We start from the raw sequence: 13,325 nt of genomic DNA, 5'->3' as shown, positions 1-13,325 counted from the left end.
CTGATGGAAATCGTGATGGATTAGCTCTCGGAGAGAGCGACCTTCATATCTTTGACCTGATAGATGACTTCGCCATCGGCCTCGACGATACCGTCTGCCACACCCATGGTCAGACGGCGGGTCTGCACGGCTTTGGTGAAGTTCACGCGATAGGTCAGCATTTTGCGATCGGGGCGGACCATGCCGGTCAGCTTGACTTCGCCAACACCCAGTGCATAGCCACGACCCTGCCAGCCACGCCAGCCCAAGTTAAAGCCGGTCAGCTGCCACAGGCCGTCCAGACCCAAACAGCCGGGCATGATCGGGTTGCCGGGGAAGTGACAGTCAAAGAACCACAGGTCCGGTGTGATATCGAATTCTGCGATGATGTGGCCTTTGCCGTGCTCGCCGCCATCGCCGGATACCTCGGTGATCCGGTCCATCATCAGCATCGGCGGGGCGGGCAGCTGTGCGTTTCCGGGTCCGAACAATTCACCGCGGGCGCATTTCAGCAGCTCATCTTTGTCGAAGCTGGTGGGATAATCGGCCATCGAGGCGGCTCCTTATTATGGATTTACGGTCATTTCGCGTTTCGCACCCCTTAGCACCCGCGCGCAAAGGGTGGCAAGGGCATGACGATCATCCGCGGCGTTATACGTCCGATTGGATGATCAATTCGGGGCGTTGAAAAACCATAGGGAAACGTCCTATATTCTGCTTTGACCCAGAACAGCCCGAGGCAGCATGACTACCAAAGCGACAGAACGCGGAACCGACTGGCTTGCGACAGCAGGTCTGCGTCCGACGCGTCAGCGTCTGGCACTTGCCGAGTTGCTGGTTGGCGACGGCGAAGATCGCCACGTCACCGCAGAGAGCCTGTATTCCGCCGCGCTGAAGCAGGGGCACAAGGTGTCGCTGGCGACAGTTTATAATACCTTGCGCGCATTTTGCGACGTGGGGCTGATCAACGAGGTGACGGTGGATGGCTCCAAGAGCTATTTCGACACGAACACCCACGACCACCCGCACTTCTACTGGGAAGACGAGGCGCGCCTGACTGACGCCCCCGCTGAGGATCTGGAAATCATCAGCTTGCCCAACGCACCTGCAGGGATGGAAATTGCCAAGGTCGATGTGGTGATCCGCTTGCGCCGCAAGTAAGACGGCACAACAGGGGATATAGCGAAGGGGCCGCGAGGGCCCCTTTTTAATGCTCCACAGTAATCTGTAGATCGTCGAGAGTTTTTACGACTTCTTCCCGTGCGATTTGCCAGCTGCGGTTCAGATGGCTGACGGACGCGCCGATGTCGAAATCTGGGTCAGTCTTTAGGCCCGTTTGAGCCGCGGCCAGATCGTGGTGGAAGTCGCTGAGGCCAAAGCTGCCTGCCGAGCCTGCGGTTTTGTGCACCATTGAGGTGATTTCGGCGCGGTGCTCTTCGTCATGCGGCATCGCGGCCATCTCTACGAATACGCCGTCCGTCTCGGTGATAAAGCGCCCGACCAGTCCCGCCAAATCCTCTGGCGGCAGATCGCGGGCAAGCGACTTGATCACATTCTCTTCGGGTTCTGCTTCTTCGACGTGGTCAGGGTCAAAGCTGTCATCCTCGCCAATCCACTGGTTCAACGTCTTGCTGAGCTCGTTGCGAACGACGGGTTTGTTGAGAACAGCGTTCATCCCCGCGTCGATAAAGCTCTGCATCTCCTCGGGCATGGCGTGGGCCGTGACTGCGATGATCGGCGAATGGGCATTCGGCCCGCCGCTGGCGCGGATGTGCTTTGTCGCGGTGACGCCATCCATACCAGGCATGGAGATGTCCATCAGGATTGCATCGTATAGATCAATGCTGGTCTTTTCGACCGCTTCCAGACCGTTGTGGGCTTCGGATACCGTGTGCCCTTGCGCCTCTAGCATCTCGCGCAGAACGCGGCGGTTGATCTCGTTATCCTCGACCATCAACAGGTTCGCACCTGCTTTGACGGTGTTGGCCAGAGCGGCGAATTGAGCAGGATCGTCGTTGGTCTCGGTCTTGACGATGGGCAGGCGGACCCAGAACAGGCTGCCTTCGTCGACTTCGCTCTCGACGCCGATTTTGCCGCCCATCATCTGCACCAGCCGGCGCACGATCCCGAGGCCGAGGCCAGAGCCCTCGACGGCGCGGTCGTAGTTGGCATCCACAGTTTCAAAGTCATCGAACACGCGGTCGAGGTCGCTCTCTGGAATTCCGCAACCGGTGTCCAGAATGCGCAACTCCAATTCGGGGCGGCCGTCCATGGTCAGAGGATCCAGAATCTCTGCCTCGACGGTGATCTCGCCGTTTTCGGTGAACTTGATCGCATTGTTCACAAGGTTCAGCAGGATCTGGCGCAGACGGGCGCGATCAGACAGCACGCCTTTGACCGGATCGCCAACCCATTCGTAGTGCAGCTGGTTGTCGTTCTTGCGAGCGAGCGCCAGTTGCGAGGCCAGAACCTCTTGGATCAGACGTTCGGGGTCGAAGCTGGAATTGTTCAGCCCATCAACTTCGGTGTCGAGCTTGGTCAGGTCTAGAACATTGTTAATCAGGTCGAGCAGGACGCGACCCGAGAAGTCCATATTGTCGATGTAGAAGTTCTGTTTGTTGTCGGTACGGGTCTGACGCAGCAGGTCGAGCATGCCCAAGAGCCCGTTGAGCGGCGTGCGCATCTCGTGGCTCATGATCGCCAGGAAGCGAGACTTGGTCCGCTCGCCAGCCAGTGCGCGGTCACGGGCTTCGACCAATTCGCGCTCGGCTTGTTTGCGATCAGAGATGTCGCGGATGAAGCTGACGAAATAGATTTCGTCGTCCGAGACAACTTCTTCGATGGACAGTTCTACAGGAAAGATCGCTCCTGATTTGCGCTGTGCCTCAATCTCGATCCGGCCTCGGCCGACCAGGCGGGTTTCCCCGCGGTCGCGCATGCGCTGCATCCCGATCTCGTGAGCGCGGCGGTATTCTTCGGGAATGATCAGATCTGTCAGGTTGCCGCCAATCACTTCGGCGCTTGTGTAGCCAAAGACCTTTTCTGCGGCGCCGTTGAACTGGTGGATAAAGCCGTCAGTGTCCACCACCAGAACTGCGTCAAGAGAGCTGTCCAAGATGGTCTGCATGCGGGCAGCCAATTGGCGCTGCTCGATGGCGCGGCGTTCATTGGTGCCAGCCAAGCGGAACAGGATCAGGATGGTCACGGCCAGCGCAATCATCATGCCGATGGTCAAAGCCCCCAGCATCTGCATCATGCGCAGCACAGTCTCGCGGGCGACGTTCGAAATCCCGACGTAGTTCTGTAGATTTTCCAGCGATGCGGTGCGGACCAATTTGCCGATCCGAGCATCGCGGTCTGACAGCGTCGGCAGGCCCGCGGCCAGCATCGCGTCGCTGCCGTCGATCAGGGGAATGGACTGATCCAATTCATTTCGGATCACTCCAAAGATGGCGCGCGTTTCTGCGCCGCCTTCGTACTTGTACAGGCCGCGTAGGTTTGAAACCGTGTCCACCCGGCTGTAAAAAATGTCGAACTTCTGGCGCAGGTCACGCAGCTTGGCAGGGTTGTCCCCGTCTGTGCGGGCTTCCAGAAGTGCGGAAGAAAACTTCAGGTATTCGACTTCGAGCTGCGACAGCGTCCAGATCACACTGTCGGACGTCGCGACTTGCAGTTCCTTTTGTTTTTGAAAGACGCTGAGGGTCAGTGCCGTCACAGAAGCCAGAGCAATGCCAATAAAGAGCACGAGCGCGACCATTCGAAGGCCGCGCCCTTTCAGGCGGATTTGCTCTGGCTTGCGCTTGTTCGACACGTCAGGGGTCCTGAATTAGTCCGCGACGTTGATCGAGCGGAGCTGCCAGATGCTGTTCGAGAAAACGACCTCGCTCTGGAACTTGGGGTCCAGATCGTAAGGGTAGACCAGCCACAGGGGGCCTTTGCTGCGGACCGACATTGGCTCGCCGTTCATCTTGGTCGCAATAACAGGCCCGGGGAAGCCGTCGGTGCCTGCGTCCATTTCGATAGAGTAGTCATTCAGCGCGGTGGCCCGCAACTCGGTCGAGCCTGCGCCAACAGCATCTAGCACGGTCTTCAGGCTGGGTCCTTTGAAGGTCGGAGTGCCTTCGGTCCACTGGGTGGTGGTATCAAAGCTTTCGGTGCCCAGAGCTTCGAGCATTTCGATGTCGAAATCCGCCTGATCGCCGTTGTTGGTTTCTGTGATGTTTCCGGTGATGGTCAGAACAACTTCGCCGGTGGGGGCATCGAGCGCATCGGCCATGGCGGGGGCAAGCCCGAGTGCCGCGATCGCGAAGGTTTTCCCCATGAAATCCATGAAAGACATGACTACGCCTCCTACGTAAAAAATGGCTTCGTTGTTGGCTTATCACGCCACCATAAGGGCGGGCACCTGATCAATGGACCATTCATTACCTCCGAAAGGTTGTATTCGGGTCAGAACCACTGCCCCGGTTCCATCAGGCCAAGGTCCATCAACTGTGCGGAATCCCATTCGAATTTTGTCGATGCGTGCCACATAAAACTATGGATGTTGAAGGCGCTGCCGGGGTTGCGGCGCAGCGCCTTAGCGGCGCGAAAACTGGCAACTGCGGCTGTCAGGTTGTGATGCCACGGGCAAGAGTACGTATTATACTCCTCGTCGGTGAACGTGTAGTCGTTCAGCAGGCCCACGCCGGGCTTGGCTTTGAAGATAGAGATTCGGTCGATTTTGCGGCGCGGTGCGGGGACATACTCTTCGAACCGCCAGCGCAATCCGCCAAAGAAATCGAGCTGCCGTTCCTTGGGGTGGCGCATGGCATCAGGGCGCCCCAAAGCGAAATAGCCTGAACGGTCCAAATATGCTTCGTCGAGGTTCACCGCATCGGGATGCTCGTTCAGGTCCTTGGCATACAGATCAACCACATAGGTCAGCATCGCATCGCGGCGCTCCTCGGTGTGGAAGGTGACCATTTCGCCAATGGTACGCGTCTCGCAGAAGGGGAAAAACAGATACTCGGCGTTGTAGCAGTAATAGACCCATTGGCCCTGCATCTGTTCGGACACGGCATTCACGGCATGGGGCAGGGCGCCGTCAGGCAAGAGGTCGTACATCACGAAATGCACTTTCTCTGCGTCCGGCCCTTCGGTGATGTGGGGTTCGATCTCGATGGTTGGGCCGCCGAAAATCACGACATTCCGAAACCCGAGGCAAAGGTGGTGCAAAATGGTTGAGTCGAGCTCTACCGGATCTTCGGCAAAGATCAGGGCGATGGGACCTTTGGCAAAAATTGCGGTCCCACGTTTCAAAAATTCGTTCAAATTCGCGTAGTTCATCAATTGATCCTATGATGCGATCCCGCCCAAATTGGGTCATTCTGCCTGCCATTGCAAGATAAGCCCCAAGGGGATAAAAGCTGCGCTCAAACTTTCCCCATACAGAACCGGAAGCGCGTCATGGCCGAGCCTAAGAAGCTGTACATCAAAACCTATGGCTGTCAGATGAACGTCTACGACAGCGAGCGGATGGCCGAAGTCATGGACGGGTACGTCAAAACCGAGACGCCCGAAGACGCGGACATGATCCTGCTGAACACCTGCCACATTCGCGAGAAGGCCGCCGAGAAGGTCTATTCCGAATTGGGCCGTTTCAAGAACCTCAAGGCCGAGAAGCCCGATCTACGCATCGGTGTGGCTGGCTGTGTGGCTCAGGCCGAGGGCGAAGAGATCATGCGTCGCCAGCCCATGGTCGATCTGGTCGTGGGACCGCAGAGCTACCACCGTCTGCCTGAGTTGGAAGCAAAGTCACGTGCGGGCCTGAAGCCCGTGGACATCGACTTCCCCGAAGAAGACAAGTTCGAGAAGCTCAAAGGCCGTCCCAAGGCGTCGCGCGGCCCGACCGCCTTCCTGTCGGTCCAAGAGGGCTGTGACAAATTCTGTGCGTTCTGTGTGGTGCCTTATACTCGCGGTGCAGAAGTCTCGCGTCCGGTTCAGCAAATCATCCGAGAGGCCAATGATCTGGTGGAACGCGGTGTGCGCGAGATCACTCTGCTGGGTCAGAACGTGAATGCTTACCACGGTGAAGGCGAGGGCGGCACCTGGTCGCTGGCCAAGCTGATCTGGGAACTGGACAAAGTCGATGGGTTGGAGCGGATTCGTTTCACGACCAGCCACCCGAACGACATGTCTGATGACCTGATCGAGGCACATGGCACCTGCAAGAAATTGATGCCCTATCTGCACCTGCCCGTGCAGTCCGGCTCTGACAAGATCCTGAAACGGATGAACCGCAGCCACACCGCCGAAGAATACCTCAAACTCATCGAGCGTATTCGCGAGGCGCGTCCTGATATTCTGATGTCGGGTGATTTCATCGTCGGCTTCCCCGAAGAAACCGAAGAGGATTTCCAGGCGACCATAGATCTGCTCGAAGCGGTGAAATACGGGTACGCCTATTCCTTTAAGTACTCCACGCGCCCCGGCACCCCCGCTGCCGAGCGGGAACAGCTCTCCGAAGACGTCAAATCCGAGCGCTTGTCCCGCCTGCAAGCGGTTATCACCCGCCACCAACGCGAGGTGCAGGATGATATGGTCGGCCGCAAGGTAAACGTCCTTTTTGAAAAGCCCGGTCGACTAGAAGGTCAGATGGTCGGTAAATCTGAATACCTGCACGCGGTGCACGTTCAGGCGGACGGATTGACAGCCGGTGATCTGCGCGAGGTGGAAATCACCGAAAGTGGCCCGAATTCGCTGGCAGGTCGCCTCGTCTGATTCGGGCTAGCCGCCTGTCAAAGTGTTGACTGTCCCGTTATTCTCATCATTATGGGGGTAACGGGCTTATTGTTTTCATTCGGACGTGTGTAGCTATTCCCTTAGCCGGATATAAACGATTTTCCCCAATGGATTAGAGATAAGCCTTCGGGTAAGTTTCGTTTAAGGTTCCTATTTGCGAAATTGTTCGGATCGGGGAAGGAAATATGAAAAAAAGTTTGACACGCACTGCTGGCGCCATCGTTGCGGCCTGCACTGCGCTGGCGGCCGGAACTGCATTTGCACAGCAAGGGTACGTCACCAACGAGAACTACGGCGTGCAGCAAGTTCAGCAGGGTGCCACGGTCACTGTTCAGGGCGAGCAGTACATTCCCACGATCTGGATTGACCCCGATGGCTGCGAGCATTGGGTGATGGATGATGGTGCCGAGGGCTACATGAGCCCCCACGTGCGCCGCGACGGAACCCCTGTCTGCCACGAGCGGAACCTGTGCGGCGTTCTGAATACCGACCAGTATTTCCCGACCGATAGCTCGCGGATTACCGCGCCGGGCCGCCAGCGTCTGCAGGAATTCTTTCAGGGCGCAGATGCCCGTGCTTACATTGTGGCCGGTCACACTGACAGCCGCGCGAGCGACGAATACAACATGAAGCTGTCCCTGCGCCGCGCGAATGCTGTGGCCAAGGTTGGCAATTCGGTCGGCGCGCCGATCATCGACATTCGCGGTTACGGAGAGCGGATCCCCAAGGCTCCGAACGACACCGTTGAGGGTATGGCGCAAAACCGCCGCGTCGAAATCTTCTGCATCCGGTAATGTGAGGAAAACATGAAACTCATCAAATCCCTTCTTATCGGTTCTTGCGTTCTGACCTTGGCAGCCTGCGAAGGCGGTACTTGGGAGGGCGGCTTTCTTGGTGGCAACAACGGCGACATGACCCGTGACCGCGGCATCGACTCAAAAGATCTGAGCCAACTGCAGGCAGGCATCTGGGTTGATCCGAACGGTTGCGACCACTGGATCATCGACGACGGTGTCGAAGGCTATCTGTCTCAGCGTCTGGACAAATACGGCAAGCCCGTGTGTTCCGGTGCGGCCCCGCCGACATATGCAACCGGCGACTTCAAAGAGGGCGCGACCGCGATCATCGGCGACCCGATTTAAAAATCGCAAATGCTTTAAAATTCACAGGAACCCCGGCGCTTTGTCGGGGTTTTTCTGTGTGCGCCTGTCACAATTACGTACCAAGACTTGCGCAGGCCTTCTGAAGTTGGCAGCATCAAGAAAAGACTTAGCGGAGAGCAACTTGAAATTACGCGCCCCGTCCGCCAGCAGAAGTGTGCTGGACCATGGCTGAACTCTTCATTGAATTCGAAGATAACCGTCTGCTGTCAACGCTTTGCGGCGAATACGACAGACACCTGACCCAGATTGAAAAGGCGCTGACCGTTCAGTTGGTCCGCCGCGGGAACCAGATCACCATCATTGGCGAACAAGACAATGCAGACATCGCGCTTGATGTGCTGGAGACCTTGTACGAGCGTCTGGAAACCGGCCGCTCTGTCGAGCCTGCGGATGTGGACCGCGAATTGCGGATGGACACGCACCCGCCTGAACCTACGACCAAGGGCGACCAGCTCGAGATGTTCGGGCGCGGCAATTACGAGATCAAGACCCGCAAGAAGGTGATCGAACCTCGGACCGACGCGCAGAAGGCTTATGTGAAAGCGCTGTTCGAGCATGAGCTGGCGTTCGGCATCGGCCCTGCCGGTACGGGTAAAACCTATCTGGCTGTGGCGGTCGGCGTGTCGATGTTCATCGATGGCAAGGTCGACAAGATTATTCTGTCCCGTCCGGCTGTCGAGGCAGGCGAACGCTTGGGCTTCTTGCCCGGCGCGATGGAGGACAAAGTCGATCCCTATATGCAGCCTCTCTATGACGCGCTGAACGACTTCTTACCTGGAAAACAGCTGGCCAAGCTGAAAGAGGAAAAGAAGATCGAGATCGCGCCGCTGGCCTTTATGCGTGGCCGGACGCTGTCGAACGCCTTTGTGGTGCTGGACGAGGCGCAAAACGCCACGACCATGCAGATGAAGATGTTCCTGACTCGGCTTGGCGAAGGCAGCCGCATGGTGATCACCGGCGACCGTTCGCAGGTCGATCTACCGCGTGGTGTCCAATCCGGGCTGTCCCATGCTGAGCAACTGCTAAATGGGATCAAGGACATCAGCTTCAGCTACTTTACTGCCAGCGATGTTGTGCGACATCCTCTGGTGCGCGCGATCATCGAAGCGTATGACGAGGACTCGCAGAAGGCGTTCGAGCGCCAGCAGCAGCGTCAGCAGCAACAGTAGGGCACAGCATGATCACCGATTGCGTCATCGAGGACGACCGCTGGGAAGAGGTCGGTCTCGAAGAGTTGGCCGAAAAGGCCGCAACCGCAGTCCTGGAGCATCTGGAACTTGGCACGGACGGCTGGGAAATCGCCGTCCTTGCCTGTGATGACGCGCGGATCAAAGAGCTGAACGCCGACTTTCGCGAAAAGGACAAGGCCACGAACGTGTTGTCTTGGCCATCCGAAGAGCGTGCACCTGACGCACCGGGTGAGACGCCGTTTTATCCCGACCTTCCCGATCCCGATGGCCCGCCCGAAGAACTGGGAGATATCGCGATTTCCTACGACACCTGTCTGGCCGAGGCCGAGGCAGGCGGCATTCCGTTCGAGAACCACGTGATCCATCTGACCGTTCATGCGGTCCTGCACCTGTTAGGGCACGACCATATCGATGACATGGATGCAACGCTCATGGAGGGGATCGAAACGGAAATACTTGGCAAAATGGGTATTCCTGACCCATATACTTTATAAAGCAACGGACAGGTTGCGGGTTTTGGAACAGGATTAATGGGCGACACCAACGACGGATCTTCTATCGCAGCGCCAGGCGCGCTTCCGGTGGATGGGGATGAAGCAGCAAGTAACAGCGGATTCCTGCGGAAATTCTTTTCAATCATAGGCCCTTCTGGCGAAGGCGCAGAGGACGGCGAGGACACCCCAGACGGGGGCGCACCCACGGTTGGTCTGGCGAACTTGCGCCGCATGCGGGTCGAAGATGTCGCGATTCCCAAAGTCGAGATTGAAGCTGTCCCCAACGACATTTCCCTCGAAGGTCTGGTCGATGTGTTCCGCGAGAGCGGGATGTCGCGTCTACCGGTTTACGAGGGCACGCTCGACACACCCGTTGGGATGATCCACCTCAAGGACTTTGCCCTGAAGCACGGGTTTGGCGAGACCGAGACATTTGACATTAACGGGCTGATCCGACCGCTGCTTTTCGTCCCGCCGTCGATGACGATCGGGGTGCTGCTGCAAAAGATGCAGACAGAGCGTCGGCACATGGCACTCGTGATTGATGAATATGGTGGTGTGGACGGTCTGCTGACCATTGAAGACCTGATCGAACAGGTCGTGGGCGAGATCGAGGATGAGCACGACACTGATGACGACCAGTTCTGGACGAAAGAGCCGAACGGTCGTTACATCGTACTGGCCAAGACCCCTCTGGACGACTTCGAAGAAGAGCTGGGTCACTCCCTGACTGACAACGAAGACGTCGACGAAGAAGAGATCGATACCTTGGGCGGTTTGATCTTTATGCTGGCGGGCCGTGTTCCAGCGCGCGGCGAGGTGATCCAGCACCCTGCGGGCTTCGAGTTTGAGGTGATTGACGCCGATCCGCGACGCATCAAGCGCATGCGTGTCCGGCCAACACCCGAAGGCGGAGTGGCCGCTGAATGACCCAACGCTTGCGGCGCCTCATGATCGGGTGGGGCGCCCCTTTGATATCTGGCGCCGTGGCCGCGATGGGTCAGGCGCCATTTGATTTTCTGCCCGCTCTTCTTGCGGGTTTCGTGGCAGCTTTGTGGTGGTGGCCTCGATGCGCCTCGCCGAAACAGGCTGCCAAGTTCGGCTGGCTCTTTGGCACCGGCTATTTCGCTGTCACGCTGTCTTGGATTGTTGAGCCCTTCTTGATCGAACCAGAGGTGTTCGGCTGGATGGCCCCTTTTGCGCTGGTCTTTATGGCGGGTGGGCTGGCCTTGTTCTGGGGGCTGGCGGGTTACATCGCGAAAAGGATTGGCGGGCATCCGTTGGCCTATGCGGGAACGCTGGCGCTGGTCGAGCTTTTGCGGGCCTACGTGCTGACGGGATTCCCGTGGGCGCTTGCCTCGCAGGGTTTGGTGAATTGGGGCGCCTATCAGGCCGCTGCTTGGATCGGGCCGCATGGGGTGAATCTGGCGTTTTTGTTGGTCTGTGCGGCGGTGCCTTTGATCGTGCGTCGGCGATGGATTGCTGTGCCTTTGGCGCTGTTAATCGGGGCAGGGGTGTTCTGGCCTGTTCCGAAATCCGATGTGTCTGGCGATCTGCCCATCGCGCGCGTGATCCAACCCAACGCTGTCCAGAGCCAAAAATGGACCGAGGCCAACGTCCGCAAGTTCTTTGACCGCCAAGTTGCATTTACCGCTGCGCCTGCCGATCCGCGCCCCGATTTGGTCATCTGGCCCGAAACGGCTGTCCCCTTTGTTCTGGAATATGCAGGCCCTGCTTTGGGGTATGTGGCAGAGCAGGCTGCGGGCAGCGAAGTGCTGCTCGGCATTCAGCGGACAGAAGGGGCGGGGCGCTGGTTCAACTCTGCTATTCTGCTGGATGATGCGGGCGCGCCGGTTGCGGTCTACGACAAATACCACCTTGTGCCCTTCGGGGAGTATCTGCCATTCCAAGCGTTCTTTGACCGCTTTGGTTTGACGGGCCTCGCGGCGTTCGGAGTGGGCGGCTATTCGGCGGGGGACGGGCCCCACGTGTTCGACGTACCGGGGGTCGGACCGATCCTGCCGCTGATTTGTTACGAGGCGCTCTTTCCTCAGAATGTATTCGGCGCGCCCGAGCGTCCCGCGCTGCTGGTGCATATGACCAACGACGCTTGGTTCGGCAACTTCTCGGGTCCTTATCAGCATCTGGCCATCGCGCGGATGCGGGCGATCGAGTCCGGCATTCCAGTTGTCCGCTCGGCTAATACCGGGATTTCGGCGGTTATCGACGCCTACGGCAACGTGCTGGGGCAGGTTGAACTGAACAGCGCAGGTTATCTGGACCTGCCCGTGCCAACCTCTCGAAAGATGACGCTGTATAGCCGGACGGGTGATTGGCTCGCTATGCTCTTGATTTTAGGAATAGTTGCATCAGCTTTCCAGTTTCGCGGTCCGATTTCCGTTGACGCGGATGCCGGAGAAGCTTAGGGGCCTTTTTCATATTCCTGTCACAACGGCTTCCTGGCGTGACTAGCGACATCTAATGGAGCACTTCAATGACCAGACAGAACTACATCTTCACCTCGGAATCTGTCTCCGAGGGGCATCCTGATAAGGTGTGCGATCGTATCTCGGACGCGGTGCTCGACGCGCTGCTGTCAGCCGAGGAAAACGCGCGCGTGGCTTGCGAAACCTTTGCGACCAGCGGGATGGTGGTTGTCGGCGGCGAAGTGGGCTTGTCCGATCAGGAGCAGCTGCGCAACTATATGGGCAGCATCACCCAGATCGCCCGTGATTGCATCCGTGACATCGGTTACGAGCAAGAGCAGTTCCACTGGAACACCTGCCACGTGCTGAACTTCTTGCATGAGCAGTCCGCGCACATTGCGCAGGGTGTGGACCGTGATGGGGCGGGAGACCAAGGGATCATGTTCGGTTTCGCGACCAACGAAACCCCCGAGCTGATGCCCGCGCCGATCCAGTATGCACACGCGGTGTTGCGCCGTCTGGCGGATGCACGCAAATCCGGCGCGGAGCCGACCCTGCGTCCCGACGCGAAATCGCAGATTTCGTTGCGCTACGAGGACGGCAAGCCTGTTGAAGTGACCTCGATCGTGCTGTCGCACCAGCATGCGGACGAAGCGCAGACCAGCGACGACATCCGCGCGATTGTCGAGCCCTATATCCGCGAGATCATCCCGGCTGAATTGCTGACCGCGAAGACCGAGTGGTGGGTGAACCCCACTGGGACGTTTGTGATTGGTGGTCCCGATGGGGACGCGGGCCTGACGGGTCGCAAGATTATCGTGGATACCTACGGCGGCGCCGCTCCCCACGGCGGCGGTGCATTCAGCGGCAAAGACCCGACCAAGGTGGACCGCTCTGCTGCCTACGCCGCGCGGTATCTGGCCAAGAACATCGTGGCTGCAGGGCTGGCGGACAAGTGCACTTTGCAGGTGAGCTACGCGATTGGCGTTGCGAAGCCCTTGTCGATTTACGTGGATTGCCACGGCACAGGTAAAATCGAGGAGGCCGCAATCGAGGCAGCGATTCCCCGCGTGATGGACCTGTCACCCCGTGGAATCCGCACGCATCTGGACCTGAACAAGCCGATCTATTCGCGCACTGCGGCCTACGGCCACTTTGGTCGCGCGCCCGAGGCGGATGGCGGATTTAGCTGGGAGCGCACCGATCTGGCAGAGGCTCTGGCCCGCGAAATTCGCTGATTTCCGGCGACATCAAGATTCGTAGACGGGGCCCCTTGTGGGCCCTGTTTCG

Annotated in this window: 13 protein-coding genes and 1 riboswitch; of the genes, 9 read left to right on the top strand and 4 right to left on the bottom strand. The window is 58.3% G+C overall.

Annotated features, from left to right (window positions below; all coding sequences use genetic code 11):
- Positions 1-20: 20 nt before the first annotated feature.
- Positions 21-530 carry a bifunctional 3-hydroxydecanoyl-ACP dehydratase/trans-2-decenoyl-ACP isomerase gene (fabA, locus tag N4A58_RS00950; protein ID WP_293707067.1) on the bottom strand — a complete coding sequence of 170 codons (510 nt, stop codon included), beginning with the start codon at positions 528-530 and terminating at the stop codon, positions 21-23.
- Between the two features lie 193 nt (positions 531-723).
- Between fabA and irrA the strand changes: the two genes are divergently transcribed.
- Positions 724-1,140 carry an iron response transcriptional regulator IrrA gene (gene irrA / locus N4A58_RS00945; protein WP_293707065.1) on the top strand — a complete coding sequence of 139 codons (417 nt, stop codon included), beginning with the start codon at positions 724-726 and terminating at the stop codon, positions 1,138-1,140.
- A gap of 46 nt (positions 1,141-1,186) precedes the next feature.
- Here irrA and N4A58_RS00940 read toward each other — a convergent pair whose 3' ends face one another.
- From N4A58_RS00940 to N4A58_RS00930, 3 genes are all read right to left on the bottom strand, one after another.
- A complete protein-coding gene (locus N4A58_RS00940) occupies positions 1,187-3,790 on the bottom strand; it encodes a PAS domain-containing hybrid sensor histidine kinase/response regulator (protein ID WP_293707063.1) in 2,604 nt (867 codons plus the stop codon).
- A 15-nt stretch (positions 3,791-3,805) separates the two neighbouring features.
- On the bottom strand, positions 3,806-4,318 hold the full coding sequence (locus N4A58_RS00935; protein ID WP_293707062.1) for an oxidoreductase: 513 nt from the start codon (positions 4,316-4,318) through the stop codon (positions 3,806-3,808).
- A gap of 110 nt (positions 4,319-4,428) precedes the next feature.
- Positions 4,429-5,307, bottom strand: a complete 879-nt coding sequence (locus N4A58_RS00930) for a hypothetical protein (RefSeq protein ID WP_293707061.1) — start codon at positions 5,305-5,307, stop codon at positions 4,429-4,431.
- A gap of 120 nt (positions 5,308-5,427) precedes the next feature.
- Here N4A58_RS00930 and miaB point away from each other — a divergent pair, with 120 nt between their 5' ends.
- The 8 genes from miaB to metK all read left to right on the top strand — a co-directional run bounded on the left by miaB (position 5,428) and on the right by metK (position 13,273).
- Positions 5,428-6,741 (top strand): tRNA (N6-isopentenyl adenosine(37)-C2)-methylthiotransferase MiaB, encoded by a 1,314-nt coding sequence (gene miaB / locus N4A58_RS00925; RefSeq protein WP_293707060.1) that lies wholly within the window; start codon positions 5,428-5,430, stop codon positions 6,739-6,741.
- Between the two features lie 206 nt (positions 6,742-6,947).
- Positions 6,948-7,556, top strand: coding sequence for an OmpA family protein (locus N4A58_RS00920; protein ID WP_083595614.1), 609 nt, complete (start codon positions 6,948-6,950; stop codon positions 7,554-7,556).
- Positions 7,557-7,568: 12 nt separating this feature from the next.
- A complete protein-coding gene (locus N4A58_RS00915) occupies positions 7,569-7,904 on the top strand; it encodes a hypothetical protein (protein ID WP_072705513.1) in 336 nt (111 codons plus the stop codon).
- A 185-nt stretch (positions 7,905-8,089) separates the two neighbouring features.
- The gene (locus tag N4A58_RS00910) at positions 8,090-9,094 is read left to right on the top strand and encodes a PhoH family protein (protein ID WP_293707059.1); all 1,005 of its coding nucleotides are present in this window, start codon (positions 8,090-8,092) and stop codon (positions 9,092-9,094) included.
- 8 nt (positions 9,095-9,102) lie between these two features.
- Positions 9,103-9,609, top strand: coding sequence for an rRNA maturation RNase YbeY (gene ybeY, locus N4A58_RS00905; protein WP_072705517.1), 507 nt, complete (start codon positions 9,103-9,105; stop codon positions 9,607-9,609).
- 36 nt (positions 9,610-9,645) lie between these two features.
- On the top strand, positions 9,646-10,539 hold the full coding sequence (locus N4A58_RS00900) for a hemolysin family protein (protein WP_072705519.1): 894 nt from the start codon (positions 9,646-9,648) through the stop codon (positions 10,537-10,539).
- Positions 10,536-12,035: an apolipoprotein N-acyltransferase gene (lnt, locus tag N4A58_RS00895; protein ID WP_293707056.1), complete on the top strand. Its 1,500-nt coding sequence runs from the start codon at positions 10,536-10,538 to the stop codon at positions 12,033-12,035. Before N4A58_RS00900 ends, lnt begins: the two co-directional genes overlap by 4 nt.
- Positions 12,036-12,049: 14 nt before the next feature.
- Positions 12,050-12,098: riboswitch (SAM-SAH riboswitch) on the top strand.
- 5 nt (positions 12,099-12,103) lie between these two features.
- Entirely contained in the window at positions 12,104-13,273 is a 1,170-nt protein-coding gene (gene metK, locus N4A58_RS00890) for a methionine adenosyltransferase (protein ID WP_072705521.1), read from the top strand.
- Positions 13,274-13,325 lie beyond the last annotated feature (52 nt).

The organism is Donghicola sp. (genome assembly GCF_025210255.1).
Classification (GTDB): domain Bacteria; phylum Pseudomonadota; class Alphaproteobacteria; order Rhodobacterales; family Rhodobacteraceae; genus Donghicola; species Donghicola eburneus.
The sequence above is the reverse complement of the archived record's forward strand: the minus strand, read 5'-3'. Positions and strand labels throughout refer to the sequence as shown.

Coding starts and splice junctions, on each gene's coding strand:
- lnt (WP_293707056.1), top strand. CDS start 10,536: ATGACCCAACGCTTGCGGCGCCTCATGATCGGGTGGGGCGCCCCTTTG.
- metK (WP_072705521.1), top strand. CDS start 12,104: ATGACCAGACAGAACTACATCTTCACCTCGGAATCTGTCTCCGAGGGG.
- miaB (WP_293707060.1), top strand. CDS start 5,428: ATGGCCGAGCCTAAGAAGCTGTACATCAAAACCTATGGCTGTCAGATG.
- N4A58_RS00920 (WP_083595614.1), top strand. CDS start 6,948: ATGAAAAAAAGTTTGACACGCACTGCTGGCGCCATCGTTGCGGCCTGC.
- N4A58_RS00915 (WP_072705513.1), top strand. CDS start 7,569: ATGAAACTCATCAAATCCCTTCTTATCGGTTCTTGCGTTCTGACCTTG.
- N4A58_RS00910 (WP_293707059.1), top strand. CDS start 8,090: ATGGCTGAACTCTTCATTGAATTCGAAGATAACCGTCTGCTGTCAACG.
- ybeY (WP_072705517.1), top strand. CDS start 9,103: ATGATCACCGATTGCGTCATCGAGGACGACCGCTGGGAAGAGGTCGGT.
- N4A58_RS00900 (WP_072705519.1), top strand. CDS start 9,646: ATGGGCGACACCAACGACGGATCTTCTATCGCAGCGCCAGGCGCGCTT.
- N4A58_RS00930 (WP_293707061.1), bottom strand. CDS start 5,307: ATGAACTACGCGAATTTGAACGAATTTTTGAAACGTGGGACCGCAATT.
- irrA (WP_293707065.1), top strand. CDS start 724: ATGACTACCAAAGCGACAGAACGCGGAACCGACTGGCTTGCGACAGCA.
- fabA (WP_293707067.1), bottom strand. CDS start 530: ATGGCCGATTATCCCACCAGCTTCGACAAAGATGAGCTGCTGAAATGC.
- N4A58_RS00935 (WP_293707062.1), bottom strand. CDS start 4,318: ATGTCTTTCATGGATTTCATGGGGAAAACCTTCGCGATCGCGGCACTC.